At 65.4% G+C, this 16,351-nt stretch carries 17 protein-coding genes; 8 read left to right on the top strand and 9 right to left on the bottom strand.

Annotated elements, in window-relative coordinates:
• Positions 1 to 45 precede the first annotated feature (45 nt).
• From FFY45_RS05045 to FFY45_RS05060, 4 genes are all read right to left on the bottom strand, one after another.
• Complete coding sequence (locus FFY45_RS05045; protein WP_176339596.1) at positions 46 to 537, bottom strand: TPM domain-containing protein; 492 nt, start codon at positions 535 to 537, stop codon at positions 46 to 48.
• Positions 537 to 1,436: a TPM domain-containing protein gene (locus tag FFY45_RS05050; protein WP_176339597.1), complete on the bottom strand. Its 900-nt coding sequence runs from the start codon at positions 1,434 to 1,436 to the stop codon at positions 537 to 539. Before FFY45_RS05050 ends, FFY45_RS05045 begins: the two co-directional genes overlap by 1 nt.
• Before the next feature lie 300 nt (positions 1,437 to 1,736).
• Positions 1,737 to 2,369 carry a LemA family protein gene (locus FFY45_RS05055; protein WP_176339598.1) on the bottom strand — a complete coding sequence of 211 codons (633 nt, stop codon included), beginning with the start codon at positions 2,367 to 2,369 and terminating at the stop codon, positions 1,737 to 1,739.
• Between the two features lie 334 nt (positions 2,370 to 2,703).
• A complete protein-coding gene (locus FFY45_RS05060) occupies positions 2,704 to 3,084 on the bottom strand; it encodes a diacylglycerol kinase (protein WP_023902762.1) in 381 nt (126 codons plus the stop codon).
• Between the two features lie 318 nt (positions 3,085 to 3,402).
• On the opposite strand from FFY45_RS05060, the gene FFY45_RS05065 reads away from it, so the two are divergent.
• Positions 3,403 to 4,104 carry an SGNH/GDSL hydrolase family protein gene (locus tag FFY45_RS05065; RefSeq protein WP_176339599.1) on the top strand — a complete coding sequence of 234 codons (702 nt, stop codon included), beginning with the start codon at positions 3,403 to 3,405 and terminating at the stop codon, positions 4,102 to 4,104.
• Positions 4,105 to 4,135: 31 nt separating this feature from the next.
• Here FFY45_RS05065 and FFY45_RS05070 read toward each other — a convergent pair whose 3' ends face one another.
• From FFY45_RS05070 to FFY45_RS05080, 3 genes are all read right to left on the bottom strand, one after another.
• Positions 4,136 to 5,407, bottom strand: coding sequence for a sensor histidine kinase (locus FFY45_RS05070; RefSeq protein WP_176339600.1), 1,272 nt, complete (start codon positions 5,405 to 5,407; stop codon positions 4,136 to 4,138).
• Between the two features lie 141 nt (positions 5,408 to 5,548).
• Positions 5,549 to 6,262 carry a response regulator transcription factor gene (locus tag FFY45_RS05075; RefSeq protein ID WP_002811889.1) on the bottom strand — a complete coding sequence of 238 codons (714 nt, stop codon included), beginning with the start codon at positions 6,260 to 6,262 and terminating at the stop codon, positions 5,549 to 5,551.
• A gap of 91 nt (positions 6,263 to 6,353) precedes the next feature.
• Positions 6,354 to 7,022, bottom strand: a complete 669-nt coding sequence (locus tag FFY45_RS05080) for an arylesterase (RefSeq protein ID WP_176339601.1) — start codon at positions 7,020 to 7,022, stop codon at positions 6,354 to 6,356.
• 103 nt (positions 7,023 to 7,125) lie between these two features.
• Between FFY45_RS05080 and FFY45_RS05085 the strand changes: the two genes are divergently transcribed.
• The 7 genes from FFY45_RS05085 to FFY45_RS05115 all read left to right on the top strand — a co-directional run bounded on the left by FFY45_RS05085 (position 7,126) and on the right by FFY45_RS05115 (position 14,667).
• Complete coding sequence (locus FFY45_RS05085) at positions 7,126 to 7,731, top strand: ABC transporter ATP-binding protein (RefSeq protein ID WP_343204085.1); 606 nt, start codon at positions 7,126 to 7,128, stop codon at positions 7,729 to 7,731.
• Positions 7,728 to 10,211, top strand: a complete 2,484-nt coding sequence (locus tag FFY45_RS05090; protein WP_176339603.1) for an ABC transporter permease — start codon at positions 7,728 to 7,730, stop codon at positions 10,209 to 10,211. Before FFY45_RS05085 ends, FFY45_RS05090 begins: the two co-directional genes overlap by 4 nt.
• Positions 10,212 to 10,456: 245 nt before the next feature.
• On the top strand, positions 10,457 to 11,374 hold the full coding sequence (locus FFY45_RS05095; RefSeq protein WP_176339604.1) for a TauD/TfdA dioxygenase family protein: 918 nt from the start codon (positions 10,457 to 10,459) through the stop codon (positions 11,372 to 11,374).
• Positions 11,375 to 11,458: 84 nt separating this feature from the next.
• Entirely contained in the window at positions 11,459 to 12,505 is a 1,047-nt protein-coding gene (locus FFY45_RS05100; protein WP_176339605.1) for an ABC transporter substrate-binding protein, read from the top strand.
• Between the two features lie 3 nt (positions 12,506 to 12,508).
• A complete protein-coding gene (locus tag FFY45_RS05105; protein ID WP_176339606.1) occupies positions 12,509 to 13,348 on the top strand; it encodes an ABC transporter ATP-binding protein in 840 nt (279 codons plus the stop codon).
• Positions 13,345 to 14,229 carry an ABC transporter permease gene (locus FFY45_RS05110; protein ID WP_176339607.1) on the top strand — a complete coding sequence of 295 codons (885 nt, stop codon included), beginning with the start codon at positions 13,345 to 13,347 and terminating at the stop codon, positions 14,227 to 14,229. The genes FFY45_RS05105 and FFY45_RS05110 overlap by 4 nt, the downstream gene beginning before the upstream one ends.
• An 84-nt stretch (positions 14,230 to 14,313) precedes the next feature.
• A complete protein-coding gene (locus tag FFY45_RS05115; RefSeq protein WP_023902752.1) occupies positions 14,314 to 14,667 on the top strand; it encodes a DMT family protein in 354 nt (117 codons plus the stop codon).
• 93 nt (positions 14,668 to 14,760) lie between these two features.
• Here FFY45_RS05115 and FFY45_RS05120 read toward each other — a convergent pair whose 3' ends face one another.
• Both FFY45_RS05120 and FFY45_RS05125 read right to left on the bottom strand, forming a co-directional pair.
• Positions 14,761 to 15,684, bottom strand: coding sequence for a DUF6607 family protein (locus FFY45_RS05120; RefSeq protein ID WP_176339608.1), 924 nt, complete (start codon positions 15,682 to 15,684; stop codon positions 14,761 to 14,763).
• A 29-nt stretch (positions 15,685 to 15,713) separates the two neighbouring features.
• Complete coding sequence (locus FFY45_RS05125) at positions 15,714 to 16,346, bottom strand: ChuX/HutX family heme-like substrate-binding protein (RefSeq protein WP_176339609.1); 633 nt, start codon at positions 16,344 to 16,346, stop codon at positions 15,714 to 15,716.
• Positions 16,347 to 16,351: the final 5 nt, after the last annotated feature.

Consider the following 16,351-nt stretch of genomic DNA (forward strand, 5'->3'; position numbering starts at 1 on the left):
GGATCACAAAAAAGCGAGGCGTCTATTCTGACATCTCGCACGCGCTCAGCCTAAGAGCTGGGGACGATCGGGCAGCTCGTCTTCATGCTGCGCGTTTGCAGCGGCCGGGAAATGCTCGCTCAATAGCTCGGTCACCGCCTCGATCCCGGCCAGCACCGCCGCCTCGTGCTCACCGCCGCGCAGGAATTCCTGCATGCGCCGACACACCTCCGCCCACTGCGCGTCCGGGACCTGGCGGCGCAGGCCGCGGTCGGCCACCACTTCGATGGCGTGGTCGGCCAGCAGCAGATAGAGCAGCACCCCGTTATTGGCGTCGGTGTCCCAGGTGCGCAATTGCGCAAAGGCCTGTTCGGCGCGTTGCCGGGCGGTGTGCCCACGCCATAGCGCGCTCAGCGGCAGATCGGCTTCCACCGCCACCATGATCTGGCCGGTGTGGGTGCGCTCGCTGGCTGCAACGGCTGCGGCAATCGCGTCCATGCAACTGGCCGGGAAACTACGCTGCGCCGAGGGCGCGAAGACATGCCTGAGCCAACGCATTACCAGCTCCCCGAGGCGCCACCGCCTCCCGATGACCCGCCACCACCACCCCAACCACCGCCGCCGAACCCGCCACGGCCGCCGCCCCCAAATCCGCCGAACCCGCCGCCGCCCCAGCCACCGCCGCCGACAAAGCGCCCCGGCGATCCGGATGCCAGCCCCGCCAGCAGCCCGATGACCGCAGCGCCAACGCTGGCAAACAACAGTGAAGTGAAGAGCAGTGCGGCACCGCCGGCTGCGACGCCGGTCAGCAACGCGCGCAGCGGCCGTGGCAACGCACCAAGAATGCCGCGCGCCACCATTGCAACGACAAAGCCGATGAACAACGCCATGATCCAGCCGCCGCCACCGCCCGAGCCATTGCCCAAGCCGCCATCGGCATGCCCGCTGACCGGCGCGGGCAAGGCCTCGCCCTCGATCAAACCGGCCAGCGTCGCAGTCGCAGCGCTGATACCGCCGGCATAGTCACCCTCACGGAAGCGTGGTGCCAGATACTCCTGGATGATGCGGTTGGCCGTGATGTCGGGAATCGCGCCCTCCAGGCCGTAACCGGGCTGGATGCGCACGCGGCGGTCGTCCTTGGCCACCAGCAGCAATACACCGTCGTCCACGCCCTTGCGGCCGATCTTCCACTGGTCGAACACGCGCTGGGTGTATTGCTCGATCGCCTCCGGCTGGGTGGTCGGCACGATCAGGATCTGCAACTGCGCGCCCTTGCGCTGTTGCAAGGCGAGCGCCTGCTGCTCCAGCTGCTGGATCTGGGTGGCATCCAATGTGCCGGTGACATCGACCACTGGCGAGCGTAGCGGCGGAATGGCTGCAAGGTCCTGGGCCAGCAGCGATGTCGGCAGCAGCAGTAGCGCCATCATCCACAAGACCCATCTGTGCGTTTGCCGCATTAGCTAACTCCTACCTGATGAGTACTGAAACTCAGCCGTTCCCTTCTCCCATCGGGAGAAGGTGCCCCAGAGGGGCGGATGAGGGTACGAGCGAAGCCTCGTGCAGTTAGACGACACATAGGCTTCGCCCCGTACCCTCACCCCAACCCCTCTCCCGCTGGAGAGGGGCTTGATGCCCAGCTTCTGAAAGTTGGTTGAGCAAGCGGACGATAGATAGATCGACATGGCTAACCTAACAATTGCCTCGACATGCCGTGCGGCCAACCCCGCAGTGTTTGATGCTGCGCAAATCGCAATTACTTACTGCGCAGGCTGCTGCTGCGGCACGGGCTGCTGCTGCGGCGCCTGTTGATTACCGAAGTCCACCTGCGGCGCACGCGAGATCTGCGCTTCGTTTTCCACAGTGAAATTTGGCTTGGGCTGATACCCGAAGATCTTGGCGGTGATCAGCTGCGGGAACGAACGGATATAGGTGTTGTACTCCTGCACCGTCTGGATATAACGACCGCGCGCCACGGTGATGCGATTTTCGGTGCCTTCCAGCTGTACCTGCAGATCGCGGAACGACTGGTCGGATTTCAGCTGCGGATAATTCTCGCTGACCACCAGCAGGCGCGACAGCGCGCTGCCGAGTTCGCCCTGCGCTTGCTGGAAATTCTTCAGCGACGCTGCGTCGTCGGCGTTGACCTGAATCTGCCCGACGCGCGAGCGCGCATTGGTCACCTCGGTCAGCACCTGGCGCTCCTGCTGGGCGTAGCCCTGCACCGTGCGCACCAGATTGGGAATCAGATCGGCGCGGCGCTGATATTGATTCAGCACTTCCGACCAACCTGCCTTCACGCCTTCTTCCTTCTGCTGGATCGCGTTGTAACCGCAACCGGACAGCGAGACGGTCAGCATCAGCAACACCAGGGCGCGAATCAGGACAGGCATGCAGGCGAGTTCCGTTTAAGAAGAGCTGCAGCATGCCATGTAGCAAGTCAAGCCGGCATACACATGCGTACGACTGGCGGGTTGTTCCGCTGGGCGATCAGTTCTCGAATTAAGAACAATGTCAGTTCGAACGCATCGGTGTGCGCACGGTCGCTAGGCGCGACAGAGGCTGACAACTGGTAGAGAGAGTCACTACGCGCCACACGAACGCCGGGCTCTTCCGCCGACACACCCACGCTCTGATGCGTCGCATCGCCATGTACGTCTCCACGCTTTCGCTAAGCAATCGCCTACAAGGGCCTGGCTGCCACGGCGCGCGCGTGACCAATCGCTCTCAGAACACCCGCGGCAACAGAATCAGCCCCCAGCACAGCAGCACATTGATCAGCAGCAAGAACACCGCCGCCGAGCCCATATCCTTTGCGCGGCCGGCCAGCACATGGTGTTCCGGGCCGTAGCGCTCGATCACCGCCTCGATCGCGGAATTCAACAATTCGGCGGCCAGCACGATCAGCAAGGGCGCAATCAGCGCGATGCGCTCCAGACCGGACTGACCGAGCCACAGCCCCAGCGGCGCCAGCACCACGGCCAGGCAGACCTCGAGCCGAAACGAAGATTCATGCAGCCATGCCGCGCGCAATCCCTGCCACGACCAGATTGCCGCCTTGAGCATGCGGCGCGGGCCGCGCGGCACGTGTCCCAGTTGATCGGCCACGCGTCAGCGCTTCCGGCCGCAAGGGCGTATCAGGGGACGGATCGAACGCATGGTGTGGTCGCTACTCAGGAAAGGCCGAATTTTGCACCGTGGCGCTGCGCACCGCCAGGGCGTGACACCTGTCCGAACAGGTGGCGTTGGGCCTACAAGGCAGTCGGATGCTGCCGCAAGGCGCAGCATCTGCCGCATGGTCGGGTCTGGCCCGGCGAAGCGATCTGCGCGCAAAGCGATGCTACGCCCTGAAAGCCAACGGGTTTGCCCTCCGCTTCGAGCCTGTCGCACCATGGCGGTCCGCTTCACTGCAGCAGGCCCTCTCGCATGATCAAGCATCCCTTGCGCACACTGCTGTGCGCCCTTGCGTTGTTGTCCGGCCACGTCCACGCCGACACCCCACACACCGCGCCGCAAGTCCCGGCGCAGGTCTCCAATGCCGCATGGGAAAACGACATGCAGCGCTTTGCCGACAGCGACGCGCAGCAGCCGCCACCCAAGCACGGCATCGTATTCGTGGGCAGCTCGTCGATCCGTTTCTGGGACACCTTGGCGCAGGACTTTCCTGGCAAGCCGGTGATCAATCGCGGCTTCGGCGGCTCGGAAGTGCGCGACAGCACATGGTACGCGGACCGCATCGTGCTCCCCTACGCGCCGCGCCAGGTGGTGCTGTATGCCGGCGACAACGATCTCAACAGCGGCCGTACGCCGGAGCAGGTGCGCGACGACGTGCTGGCATTCGTAATGCGCATTCGGCGCGATCTGCCCAAGGCGCGCATCAGCTATCTGTCGATCAAACCCAGCCCGTCGCGCGCGCATTTGCTGCCGGCAATCGTGACTGCCAATCGCCTGATCAAGGACGCACTCGCGCCGCTGCCGCGCGTGGACTACGTGGACGTTTACACGCCAATGCTGGATGCCAGCGGCAAACCGCGCGCCGAGCTGTTTCGCGAGGACATGCTGCACATGACTGCCGACGGTTACGCGATCTGGCGCACAGCGGTGGCACCTGTGTTGGAGCAGAAGTAAGACCAGGCAGATCGGCCGACAAAAGACGTCCTCAGGCCACCACCACCGCCACCGACGTCCCCACATCGGCTTCGCTATGCAATTCGATCCGCCAACCAAAGCGGTCGCACAGCCGGCGCACGATCGACAGGCCCAGCCCGGTGCCCTGCGGGCGTGTGGGATCGGCGCGGAAGAATGGCTCGAATGCACGTGCACGTGCTTCTTCGCTCATGCCGATGCCGGTGTCGCGCACGATGATGCGGTCCTGGGTCACTTCGACTTCGATGCTGCCGGTGTCGGTGTAGGCACAGGCATTGCGCAACAGATTACTCAGCACCACGCGCATCACTCGCGGCGGGGCGAACATCTGCAGGCTGCGGTCGCCGACCATCTGCAACGACACCGGCTTGTCGCCAAGCAATTCACGCGCGCTGTCGACTTCTTCGCTGGCCAGTTCGGCGGCGTCGAAGGTTTCGCTTTGCGGGTCGATTTCGGCCTCGCGTGCCAGGATCAGAAACGCATCGATCACCGCCTCCATATCGTGGCCGGCACGCTGGATACGGCGCAGGCTGCGTTGCGTGCGCGGCGACAATTCGTCGTCGGCCAAGGCCATGTCGCTGGCCACGCGGATCACCGTCAGCGGCGTGCGCAATTCATGACTGGCATCGCGGGTGAAATTGCGTTCGCGCGCAACATGGTCGCTGACCCGTTGCCCCAGCGCATGTAACGCTGCGGCCAACTGCCGTGTTTCTCCCTGCAATTCGGCGGGCAATCGCTCCGGTGCCAACTCATCCACATCCGGATTGCGCGGGTCCCACTGTGAAACGCGCCGTGCGAGCCAGCTGATCGGCGATACCAGGCGTTTGGAGATGCGATAGGTAAACCACGACACGCCGTAGATCGACAGCAACACCACGATCGCCGGCACCACGCCGTACCACAAGGTCAGATGGGCGGCGCGCGAGCGCGAAAATACCAGATACAAGCGCCCTTCCGGACGTTGATCGACATACACCAGCGCGTCGGCAGCGGCCACTTCGCTGAAGCCTCGCGGCAACCGTTGCAATACCGGCGGTGCGCTGTCGCCGAGCTTGCCGGCAGGCGAGAAATAGCCCTGGATATTGCGGGTATTCGGCGGCGGGTTGTTCGGCGCACTCTTGTGCAGGCGCCAAAAATGCACCGCCTCGTCGGCCAGTACGGTGCGCACCAGGCTGTACTTGATCACGAAGGAGATCAGATAGCCGCCAAGGACGATCGCCAGACTCGCCAGTGCGACCTGCAACAGGAAGGCGAGACGTATTTTTCGTGGGAGCCCGTGCGGCATTGCGGCATCCAGGGAGAGCGCCGGATTAGAGGCAACGCTTCCGTGAGCCCGTCGTGCAACCAGCCGGCAGCACGCGGAAGCGAGCGGCGCGTGAGCGCCTACAGGAAAAGCCGGCCGCCAGAAGGCGACCGGCCGGTGACATCAGGCCATTGGTTGGGCGATGTCGGCGATGCGATAGCCGGCGCTTTGCACGGTGTGCAGCAGAGGGCGATCGAACGGCTTGTCGATGATCTTGCGCAGGTTGTACAGATGGCTGCGCAAGGTGTCCGAATCCGGCAACCCATTGCCCCAGATCTCGCGCTCGATTTCCTGGCGGGTGACCACACGCGGCGATTCGCGCATTAGGATGGTGAGCAGACGCAGGCCGATCGGGGAGAGCTGCAGCTCGGTGCCGGCACGGGTGGCGCGCATGCTGACCGGATCGAGCACCAGGTCGGCGACCTTGAGCACTTCCGAACCCACCTGGCGGCGCTCGCGACGGATCAGGGCACGCAGGCGTGCTTCCAGTTCCTGAATCGCGAACGGCTTGGTCAGGTAATCGTCGGCGCCGAAGCCCAAGCCGGTGAGCTTGTCGTCCAGCGTGTCGCGGGCGGTCAGCATCAGCACCGGGGTGGACTTGCGTGCGTCGTTGCGCAGGCGGCGGCACACTTCGATGCCGTCCAGGCGCGGCAGCATGAGATCCAGCACGACCACGTCGTAGCTGTTCTCGGCGGCCAGACGATAACCGTCCAGTCCGTCCTGCGCATAGTCGACCTCGAAGCCACGGCCTTCCAGGTACTCGCCGATCATTTCGGAGATATTGCGATTGTCTTCGACGACCAGCACGAGGCCGGACGTTTCCTTGGTCTGACGCATGGACTTTCCTCGGTCTTCAGCTTTGTGAAACATGCCGGATCGACGGTGGAAAGGGCGTGAAGGACCGGCGACGTTCTGTGACAGACGACGCCTAGCGACCGAGCAGTGGACGCAGGGCCGGCCAGACCGTTTCCAGCACCTTCGGCTGGGCCGCAGCGGTCGGATGCAAGCCGTCGGCCTGCACCAGCCCCGGCTGTAGCGCGACCTTTTCCAGGAAGAACGGCACCAGCGCGGTTTTGTACTGTCTGGACAGGTCGGCATAGGTCGCCTTCAGGCGTTCGCGGTAGGCCGGGCCGTAGTTCGGCGGCACATCGATACCGAGCAGCAGCACCTTTGCGCCGGCCTGCTGGCTGAGCTGGATCATCTTTTCCAGATTGCCCTTGAGCTGGGCCGGGGTCAGCCCGCGCAGCGCATCGTTGCCGCCGAGTTCGATCACCACCACGCCGGGGCGGTGCTTCTGCAGCAGGCCGGGCAGCCGCGTCAATGCGCCGGAGGTGGTCTCGCCACTGATGCTGGCATTGACGACCGCCGGTGGCGTCGCCATGTCACGCTTCAGGCGTTGGTCCAGCAGAGTGACCCAGCCGGACTGCACCGGGATGTTGTGCGCAGCGCTCAAGCTGTCGCCCACGACCAGGATCGGTGCGGTTGCCACCGGACTTTTGGCAGAGGCAATTCCCGGCGCAAGCAGGGACAGTGTCAGTAGCCACAGGACCAGCGCGCCATATCGCAGTGTTCTTTCACGCATTCGGAGATTCCTCATCGACAGTCTGGCCCCCCGCTCCAGCACCCGCACCGCCATCGACGTCCGCGAGGTCGGCAAGTCCGTCAGTGGACCGGAGGGAACACTCCACATCCTCGACAACGTGAGCTTGACGGTCAGTGAAGGCGACAGTATCGCCATTGTCGGCGCATCCGGTTCGGGCAAGACCACCCTGCTCGGCCTGCTTGCCGGGCTGGATCTGCCCAGCCGCGGCAGCATCGCGCTCTCCGGCCAGGATCTGGGCCAGCTCGACGAAGAAGCCCGTGCCGCCCTACGCGCGCGCGAAGTCGGCTTCGTATTCCAGAGCTTCCATCTGCTGCCGGCACTGACCGCCGAAGAAAACATCGCACTCCCGCTGGAACTGGCCGGGCGCGAAGATCCGGCGCGGGTGCGCGAGGTGCTGGAGGCGGTGGGCCTGAGCGCACGTGCGCGCCACTACCCGCGCCAGCTGTCCGGCGGCGAGCAGCAACGCGTGGCGCTGGCACGCGCATTCGTGGGCAAGCCACGCATCCTGTTCGCCGACGAGCCCACCGGCAGCCTCGATCAGACCACCGGCGCGCAGATCAGCGACCTGCTGTTCGCGCTCAATGCCACCAGCGACACCACCCTGGTGCTGGTGACCCACGACATGACGCTGGCCCAGCGCTGCCATCACATCTACCGCATCGACAGCGGCCGCCTGCACGCTCAGACCGGTCCGGCCGCATGAACGTGCTGCGACAGGCCGCGCGCGCGGTGCGCCGCGAGTTTCTGGCCGGCGATCTGCTGACCGTGTTCGCAGCGCTGGTGCTGGGCGTGGCGGTGATGACGGCGGTCGGCACGCTGGTCGACCGGGTGACGTTGGCGCTGACCTCCAGCGCGGCCGAAGTGCTCGGCGGCGATCTGGGCGTGACCGGCCGCCAGGAGATCCCGGCCGACTTCGCTGCTGAAGCGCAGCGGCGCGGGCTGCAGAGCACGCGCATGGTCAGCTTCCCCAGCGTGTTGTTCCATGGCGAATCCAGCCAGATGGCCAACATCCGCGGCGTCGGCGCTGGCTACCCGCTGCGGGGTCAGTTGCTGGTCTCCAAGGACAGCACTGGCACGGAAGGCAACGTCGCCAGCGCACCGCCGGCTGGTCAGGCCTATGCCGACCCGCGTCTGCTGGAGGCGCTGGGCCTGCGGGTGGGCGAGCAGCTGGAATTCGGCGCCGGCCATCTCACCATCGCCGGCGTGCTGCGTGCCGAACCGGATGCCTCCGGCGAGTTGATGCAGTTGTCGCCGCCGTTGTTGGTCAATCGCGCCGATATCGACGGCGCCGGCCTACTCGGCCCCGGCAGTCGCGCTTCGTACCGGCTGATGTTCTCAGGTGCGCCGGAGGCCATTGCCGACTTGCGCGCCTGGTTGAAGCCACGCGCCAGCGAATACCGTCTGGTCGGCATCGAAGACACCCAGCGCGGCATGCGCGCGGCGTTCGACCGCGCCGGGCGCTTTCTGGCCTTGTCGGCGCTGCTGGCGGTGCTGTTGTCCGGCGTGGCCACCGCCTTGGCGGCCAACCGGTTTGCGATGCGCCGCATCGACACCGTTGCCGTGTTGCGCTGCCTGGGCGCACGCCAGCGCGACATTCTGGCGATGCTGTCGCTGCAATTGCTGTTGACCGCGATCCCGGCCTGCCTGGTCGGGATCGGCCTGGGCATGCTCGCGCAGGAAGGCCTGGTGCAGGCGCTCGGCAGCCTGATTCCGAACCGGCTGCCGTTGCCGCAGGCCACCCCTGCCCTGGCCGGTGCCGGCATCGGGTTGGTACTGCTGCTGGGCTTCGGCCTGCCGCCGCTGCTGCGGCTACGCAACGTGCCGCCGATGCGCGTGCTAAACCGCAGCTTCGCCGCAGTACCGCCGAGCTCGTTGCTGGTCTACGCCGCTGCGTTGGCGGCCACGCTGGCGCTGACCGTCTATGCCACCGGCAATCTGGTGCTGGCCGGCTGGGTGCTGGGCGGGCTGGCTGCATTGGCGCTGGTGGCGATGGCCCTGGGGCTCGGGCTGCTCACGTTGCTGCGGCCGATCCAGCATCGCCTGCGTGGCGCCTGGAAGTTGGGCCTGGCCTCGCTGACGCGGCGGCGCGGGCTGAGCGTGGTGCAGTTGGTCGGGCTGTCGCTGTCGCTGTGCGCGCTGTTGCTGCTGGCCGTGGTCGGCCCCGGACTGCTCGGGCAATGGCGCGAGCGTCTGCCGGTGGATACGCCCAACTATTTCCTGATGAACATCCAGCCCGAACAGACCGCGCCGGTGCTGCAGACGCTGCGCGGCTTGGGCGTGGACGATGCGGCCGTGGAGCCGTTTTCGACCGGGCGCCTGGTGGCGATCAACGACAAACCGCCTGCGCGCGGCGACCGCGATCCACAGGACAATGGCGACGGCGACAACCGCCCGGTCAATTTCTCCTGGCGGCATGCATTCCCCCCCGCAAACACCTTGCTGGAAGGCAAATTCTGGGCCGCCGACAGCACCGCGCCGGAGGCCTCGGTGGAAGAAGGCTGGGCGCAGCGGTATCAGCTCAAACTCGGCGACCGCATCACCTTGTTGCTGGGCGAACAGCAGCGCAGCTTCACCGTCACCAGCATCCGCAAGGCCGACTGGGATTCGTTCCGGGTCAACTTCTTCCTGCTACTCAATCAGGGATCGGTCGGCGATGCACCGTACAACCTGATTTCCAGCTTCCATCTGCCACCCGGCAATGCGCCCAAGCTGGCGTCGTTGAGCCGCGACTATCCCAACATCTCTGTGCTGGATATCGACGCCATCCTCGGCCGCGTGCGCGAAGTCATCGACCAGGTGGCGCAGGCGGTGCAACTGGTGATGGGCTTCAGCCTGCTGGCCGGCGTGCTGGTGCTGCTGGCGGCCTTGCAGGCCACCGCAGGCGAACGTCGCTACGACAGCGCGGTGCTGCGCACGCTGGGCGCGCGACGCGGGCAACTGCGTGGCGCGGTACTGGTGGAATTCGGCGCGCTCGGCTTGCTCGCGGCAACGCTGGCGGTGACCGCAGCGGCGGTGATCGGCGCGGTGGTTGGGCGCCAGGCGTTCGAAATTGCGTTGACGCCGGATTGGCCGCGTCTGCTGATCGGCGGCGCCTTCGGCCTGGCACTGAGTCTGTTGGCCGGTTGGTCGGGCACCCGGCGCATCCTGTCCACGCCGCCGGCATTGGCGTTGCGGGCGGAATAAGAGTGCACCACAAAGCGACTGCGCTGCCCAGGCGGCGCTGCGTCAATATCTACTCATCGACGTAAAGCAGTTGAGCCCGAATCGGGTGGCGCCAAGTTGCGTCGCCCGTCATGCCGGGTCGCATATACCTGCAGCGCATAAGCACGTTGCCAATCGTACGTTCGCAGCGGCGGCACGACTGCCTAGAGTGGTCTGTCCGGTCGCCGGCCCAGGCGGCCTTTAGTTGCCGTCGAGGTGCCACCGTCATGGCCAGCGTCACTTCCGCCGCGCGTGCGCAGACCCCGCGCGATGCGGTTTCCACAGTGCAAGCTTCCGGCGTGCAGATCGTGCCATTCGATGCCCCGCTGGGCGCCGAAGTGATCGGCCTGGATCTGTCGCAACCGCTTGATGCGGACTCCTTTGCGCGTATCCATCAAGCGCATCTGGACCACCACGTGCTGGTGTTCCGCGACCAACGCATCACTCCAGCGCAGCAGGTCGATTTCAGCCGGCGCTTTGGCCCGCTGCAGATCCATGTGCTGCGCAATTTCCAGTTGCGTGGGCATCCGGAAGTGCTGGTGGTGTCCAACATCAAGGAGAACGGCGAACCAATCGGTCTGGGCGATGCCGGGCATTACTGGCACTCGGACCTGTCGTACAAGGAAACGCCGAGCCTGGGATCGTTACTGCACGCGCAAGAGCTGCCCAGCGAGGGCGGCGACACCTTGTTCGCCAATCAGCATCTGGCCTGGCAAACCTTGCCCGATGCGCTCAAGCACGCGGTGCAGGACCTGCGCGCCGAGCACAGCTATCTGGCCAAATACGAAGAGCTGCGTGCGCGCAATCCGTGGCGTCCGGCGCTGACGGCCGAACAGATCGCCGAGGTGACACCGGTGCAGCATCCGATCGTGCGCACGCATCCTGAGACAGGCCAGAAAGCGCTGTTTGTCAGCGAACATTTCACCACTCGCATCGTCGGCTTGCCCGATGACGAAAGTGATGCGCTGCTGCAGGCTTTGTTCGAACACAGCACCCGCGAGGCATTGGTGTATCGGCATCGTTGGCAGCCGCACGACATGGTGTTCTGGGACAACCGCTCGGTGATGCATCTGGCCGCCGGCACGCCGGATCACCTGCGCCGTCGGCTCAACCGCACCACCATCGAAGGCGATGCGCCGTTCTAGAAACGCGCTGCCTCAAGCGCGTCTCACGGCACGTAACGCGTGGTGAGACACGCATCTTCCCTCCCCTCTCGACTGGAGCGCCGCATGCGTTTGACCGTCACTTCTCACGCAGCTCCGCAGCGCCGACGTTTCTCCCGGCGTGTCGCGTTGCTGCTTCTGGCCGCGTTACCGCTGCTGCTCAGCGCGCATGCGCAGGCAGAAGGAAAACTGCGCGTCGCTAAACAGTTCGGCATCGTCTATCTGCTGCTGGACGTAGCGCAGGATCAAAAGCTCATCGAACAGCAGGGCAAGGCGGCTGGCGTGGATATCGACGTGCAGTTCCTGCAGTTGTCCGGCGGCGCTGCGGTCAACGATGCCTTGCTGACCGGTTCGATCGATATCGCCGGTGCCGGTGTCGGGCCGTTGTTCACCATCTGGGACCGCACGCATGGCCGGCAGAACGTGCGCGGCGTGGCCTCGCTGGGCAATTTTCCGTACTACCTGATCAGCAACAATCCCCGCATTAAAACTATCGGCGATTTCACTCCGCAGGACCGGATTGCGGTACCGGCCACCGGCGTGTCGGTGCAGTCGCGTTTTCTGCAGCACGCTTCGCAGCAACGTTGGGGCGACAAGGGCACCCATCAGCTGGATCCGCTGCAGGTCGCATTGCCACATCCGGATGCCGCCGCCGCGATCATCCGTGGTCGCACCGAGATCACTGCGCACTTTGCCAGCCCGCCGTTCCAGGAGCAGGAACTGGCGCGTAACCCGGCCGCGCATATCGTGACCAGCTCCTACGAGATCGAAGGTGGCCCCTCGTCGGCGACGGTGCTGTATGCCACCGAAAAATTCCGCCGCGACAATCCCAAGACCTATCGCGCCTTCGTCGCTGCGCTGGATCAGGCGGCACGTTTTGTCACCGCGCATCCGGAACAGGCGGCGGATATCTTTCTGCGTCGCAATGGCTCGAGCATCGATCGCGCGCTGGTGTTGCAGATCCTCAAGGACCCGAAAGTGCAATTCACCGTGGTGCCGCAGAACACGCTGGGGCTGGGCAAGTTCATGCAGCACAGCGGCGCGATCAAGCAGACGCCTAACAAGCTGAGCGACTACTTCTTCGACGACCCGCTGATCGCGGGCGGGAGCTGAGCGATGCCCACGCCGACGCCATTGCTGCAGGTCGATCACGTCAGCCTGGAATACGCCTCCGCGCAGCGCGTGGTGCGTGCCACCCACCGCGTGCGTTTCGATGTGCATGAAGCCGATCGCTTCGTGCTGCTGGGGCCGTCGGGTTGCGGCAAATCCACCTTGCTCAAGGCGGTGGCCGGCTTTGTGACCCCGCGCGAGGGGCAGATCCGTCTGGATGGCAACGCGGTCACCGGGCCGGGGCCGGACCGGGTGGTGGTGTTCCAGGAATTCGATCAGCTGGCGCCGTGGAAAACCGTACGCGAGAACGTGGTGTTCGGCCTGCGCGCGGCACGCAAGCTCTCGCGTGCCGAAGCGCGCGAACGTGCTGACGACAGTCTGGCGCAGGTCGGTCTGAGCGCCTTTGCCGATGCCTATCCGCACACCTTGTCCGGCGGCATGAAGCAACGCGTGGCGATCGCGCGCGCATTGGCGATGCGCCCGCGCGTGTTGCTGATGGACGAGCCCTTCGCTGCACTCGATGCATTGACGCGTTCGCGCATGCAGGAGCAGGTGCTGGAGCTGTGGGAGCAATCGCGCTTCACCTTGCTGTTCGTCACCCACTCGATCGAAGAAGCCCTGGTGGTCGGCAATCGCGTGCTGCTGTTGTCGCCGCATCCGGGGCAGGTGCGCGCCGAACTCAACGCGCATGCGTTCGGGCCGCAGAGTGCCGGCAGCGTGGCGTTCCAGCAGACCGCGCAGCGGATTCACCGGCTGCTGTTCGACTTGCCTGACGACACGCTGGACGACGACAAGGTGGCACCGTTGCGTCGCCCGGCCGCGTTGCAACGCGAGGCGCTGCCATGAGCCATAGCGACGCCACCGCGCTGCCGCCGCTCCCGCCGGTGCGGCCCGAGTACGAACGTGCACTACAACCGCTGGACCCCGCATTGATCGCTACCGCCGCGCCGGCGCGCTGGCAGGCACCGCCGTGGCTGCGCAAGGCGCTGGTGCTGGTGGTGCTGGTCGCCGTGTGGGAGATCGCCGCGCGCGTGGTTGGCGACGATCTGATGCTGCCCAGCGCCCTGCAGACCGCACGCGCGTTTTACGATGGACTGCTGTCGGGCGAGTTGCTGCGCCGCGTGGGCGCTTCGCTGCGCGTGCTGGCGCAGGGCTACGCGCTCGGCGTGGTGCTGGCCTTCGTGCTGACCGCGCTGGCCGCCTCCACGCGCTGGGGCCGCGATGTGCTCGGCACCTTGACCGCCATGTTCAACCCGCTGCCGGCCATCGCGCTGCTGCCGCTGGCCTTGTTGTGGTTCGGCCTGGGCACCGGCAGCCTGGTGTTCGTGCTGGTGCATTCGGTGCTGTGGCCGCTGGCGCTGACCACCTATGCCGGCTTCCAGGCAGTACCGGAAACGCTGCGCATGGCCGGGCGCAATTACGGGCTGCGTGGGCCGCGCTACGTGGCGCAGCTGCTGATCCCCGCCGCGCTGCCGGCGATCCTGTCCGGGCTGAAGATCGGCTGGGCCTTCGCCTGGCGCACCCTGATCGCCGCCGAGCTGGTGTTCGGGGCCACTTCCGGCCAGGGCGGTTTGGGCTGGTACATTTTCCAGAACCGCAACGAGCTGTATACCGACCGGGTGTTCGCCGGCCTGGCGATGGTGATCGTGCTGGGCTTGCTGGTGGAAGGGGTGGTATTCCAGGCGATCGAGCGGCTGACCGTGCGCCGCTGGGGCATGCAGCGCTAGGCGGCACCGGGCTCATCGGCACGGTCGCGTGCGCTTAACGGGGCTGGATTATGCTGCCGGCCCGCTCACACCCCGACCGCCGTCATGCCCACCGCGCCCTTCACTGCTTACGTCTACCCGATCCTGCTGTTGCTCGCCAGCAACGTGTTCATGACCTTCGCCTGGTACGGGCATCTGAAGTACAAGAGCACGCCGTTGATGATCGCGATCCTGGTCAGCTGGGGCATCGCGTTTTTTGAATACTGCCTGCAGGTGCCGGGCAACCGGCTCGGGAGCGCGGTGTATTCGGCCCCGCAGCTCAAGGGCATGCAGGAGGTGATCACGCTACTGGTGTTCGCCGGCTTCTCGACGTTCTACCTGGGCCAGTCGTTGAAGTGGAATCACTGGGCCGCGTTCGGCCTGATTCTGGTGGCCGCGTTCTTGATGTTCAAGGAATAAGGCTAATGCCCCGTAGGAGCGCGCTGGCGCGCTATGAGGCGTTACGATAACGCCTCAATCGCGCGCCAGCGCGCTCCTACGACATCCGGGTGCCTAGTTCGCTGGTTCCACCCACTGCGCGAACACCGCATCGAGTTGCGCGTCCTTGACCCGCTTGCCCTTCTGCACGGTCTCGGCCTGCTGGAACATTGGCATGATCATCGCCATGCCGTCCGGCTTGGTCTTCAGATGCAGGCCGGGCGGCGTGTCCAGGAACTTGGCCCAGCGCGTGCGCACCTTGGCCCAGTAGCCCTGGGTGCCCTTCCAGTACGCATAGGCCGGGGCGAAATCGACCTCGGTGGTCTTGCGGTAATCGTTGAAGCCGAACTCGCGCGCGATCGCTTCCTGGCTGCCATCGGGCTTGCGCAGCACCTTGGTGTTGAACTGTTCGTGGGTCCAGCCGTTGGGCGTAAGCGTGTGGCGATTGATCACCGACAGCGCGTTGTAGTCGCTGCGCTTGGTGTATTCGCGGCGCGGCAACGGGCGCCAGCTCAGATCGCTGGTCCAGGTGGGATGACCCTCGGCATAGTCCCAGCGACCGGTGCCGCAATAGCGGGGCGCGTCGCTGACTTCATACACGCATTGCGTCCATGCGCCGGACGTGACTGCCGGCGGCAGCGCATGCACCGTCCAGGTCTGCTCGGCAGTGAACTCGAAACGCTGCGGCGCTTCATAGATCCAGTCCTGCCGCCAGTGCTTGGTGACATGCTTGCTCTTTTCATCGACCAACAAGTGCTGCAGCACCACTTTTCGCGGTGAATCTTCGACCACGATGACCACTTCGCTGGCGCCGCTGCGCATGGCTGAGGCACGTTCGTAACCGGGCTTGAGCAGCACGGTTTCGTCGAAGGCGAAGTCCACGGCGTATTCGCCCTGCATCGCCAGGATGCTCTGGCGATCGCGCTGGGCGTCGGCGGCGGCAATCAACGGCAACAGGCTCAGCGTCAGTGCGATACAGCGGGGAAACAGTGGGCTCATCGGAACTCTCGTTGGTGGTCTCAGGAACGTCAGCGGCGCAAGCGCACCAGCGACGTCGTCATGTCGGATGGGTGGGTGCCGCTGGATGAGGTGGAGTCAGCGCGCAAGGCCGCAGCGCGTGCGCAGCAGCAATCATCCACCGCCACGCGTCCGTCGATGCCCTCCTCGCGCGCCAGGCGTGCGGCCACTTCCGCGCCCAGTGCCGAGACTGTCGCCAGGCTGGCGACAAATGGTTGTTCGCGAGTGGCGGCCGTCTGCAGACGCAGCGCGCTCAATCGCCAGGCCTCCCCACGCATACGGCCGGCCAGGCGCCGCCACAGCCGCTCGCCGACGCCCAGCTCATGGGTTTCCATCGGCAGCGGCGGCAAGCGCGAGACCAGGCGATCCCAGATCAAAAAATCGCTGTCCGGCAACAGACAAATCCGCCAGCAGCAGTGTCCTTCGGCATCGAAGAACCAGATGCTTTCGCGCACGCCGTCGCTGTCGACCTGCCGGCATGCCGCCGCATCCACCGCGTGCTGCCAGCCATCCAGCTCATTGCCCAGCGCGGGCCGATACAGACATAGCACCGTGCCCAGGGCCGCCAGCTGCTGCGGACGCGGCAGCGCGGCGCGGGTGGCACGTGCATGCGACAACTGCGGCAGTGGGCGGGCGCTGGTCATGGCCG

Origin of the sequence: Xanthomonas hortorum (assembly GCF_011305375.1) — a bacterium.
Lineage (GTDB): Bacteria > Pseudomonadota > Gammaproteobacteria > Xanthomonadales > Xanthomonadaceae > Xanthomonas > Xanthomonas hortorum_E.

What these genes read in the sequence shown, in the direction of transcription:
- FFY45_RS05045 (WP_176339596.1), bottom strand. Translation starts at nt 537, where the DNA reads ATGCGTTGGCTCAGGCATGTCTTCGCGCCCTCGGCGCAGCGTAGTTTC.
- FFY45_RS05050 (WP_176339597.1), bottom strand. Translation starts at nt 1,436, where the DNA reads ATGCGGCAAACGCACAGATGGGTCTTGTGGATGATGGCGCTACTGCTG.
- FFY45_RS05055 (WP_176339598.1), bottom strand. Translation starts at nt 2,369, where the DNA reads ATGCCTGTCCTGATTCGCGCCCTGGTGTTGCTGATGCTGACCGTCTCG.
- FFY45_RS05065 (WP_176339599.1), top strand. Translation starts at nt 3,403, where the DNA reads ATGATCAAGCATCCCTTGCGCACACTGCTGTGCGCCCTTGCGTTGTTG.
- FFY45_RS05070 (WP_176339600.1), bottom strand. Translation starts at nt 5,407, where the DNA reads ATGCCGCACGGGCTCCCACGAAAAATACGTCTCGCCTTCCTGTTGCAG.
- FFY45_RS05075 (WP_002811889.1), bottom strand. Translation starts at nt 6,262, where the DNA reads ATGCGTCAGACCAAGGAAACGTCCGGCCTCGTGCTGGTCGTCGAAGAC.
- FFY45_RS05080 (WP_176339601.1), bottom strand. Translation starts at nt 7,022, where the DNA reads ATGAGGAATCTCCGAATGCGTGAAAGAACACTGCGATATGGCGCGCTG.
- FFY45_RS05090 (WP_176339603.1), top strand. Translation starts at nt 7,728, where the DNA reads ATGAACGTGCTGCGACAGGCCGCGCGCGCGGTGCGCCGCGAGTTTCTG.
- FFY45_RS05095 (WP_176339604.1), top strand. Translation starts at nt 10,457, where the DNA reads ATGGCCAGCGTCACTTCCGCCGCGCGTGCGCAGACCCCGCGCGATGCG.
- FFY45_RS05100 (WP_176339605.1), top strand. Translation starts at nt 11,459, where the DNA reads ATGCGTTTGACCGTCACTTCTCACGCAGCTCCGCAGCGCCGACGTTTC.
- FFY45_RS05105 (WP_176339606.1), top strand. Translation starts at nt 12,509, where the DNA reads ATGCCCACGCCGACGCCATTGCTGCAGGTCGATCACGTCAGCCTGGAA.
- FFY45_RS05110 (WP_176339607.1), top strand. Translation starts at nt 13,345, where the DNA reads ATGAGCCATAGCGACGCCACCGCGCTGCCGCCGCTCCCGCCGGTGCGG.
- FFY45_RS05115 (WP_023902752.1), top strand. Translation starts at nt 14,314, where the DNA reads ATGCCCACCGCGCCCTTCACTGCTTACGTCTACCCGATCCTGCTGTTG.
- FFY45_RS05120 (WP_176339608.1), bottom strand. Translation starts at nt 15,684, where the DNA reads ATGAGCCCACTGTTTCCCCGCTGTATCGCACTGACGCTGAGCCTGTTG.
- FFY45_RS05125 (WP_176339609.1), bottom strand. Translation starts at nt 16,346, where the DNA reads ATGACCAGCGCCCGCCCACTGCCGCAGTTGTCGCATGCACGTGCCACC.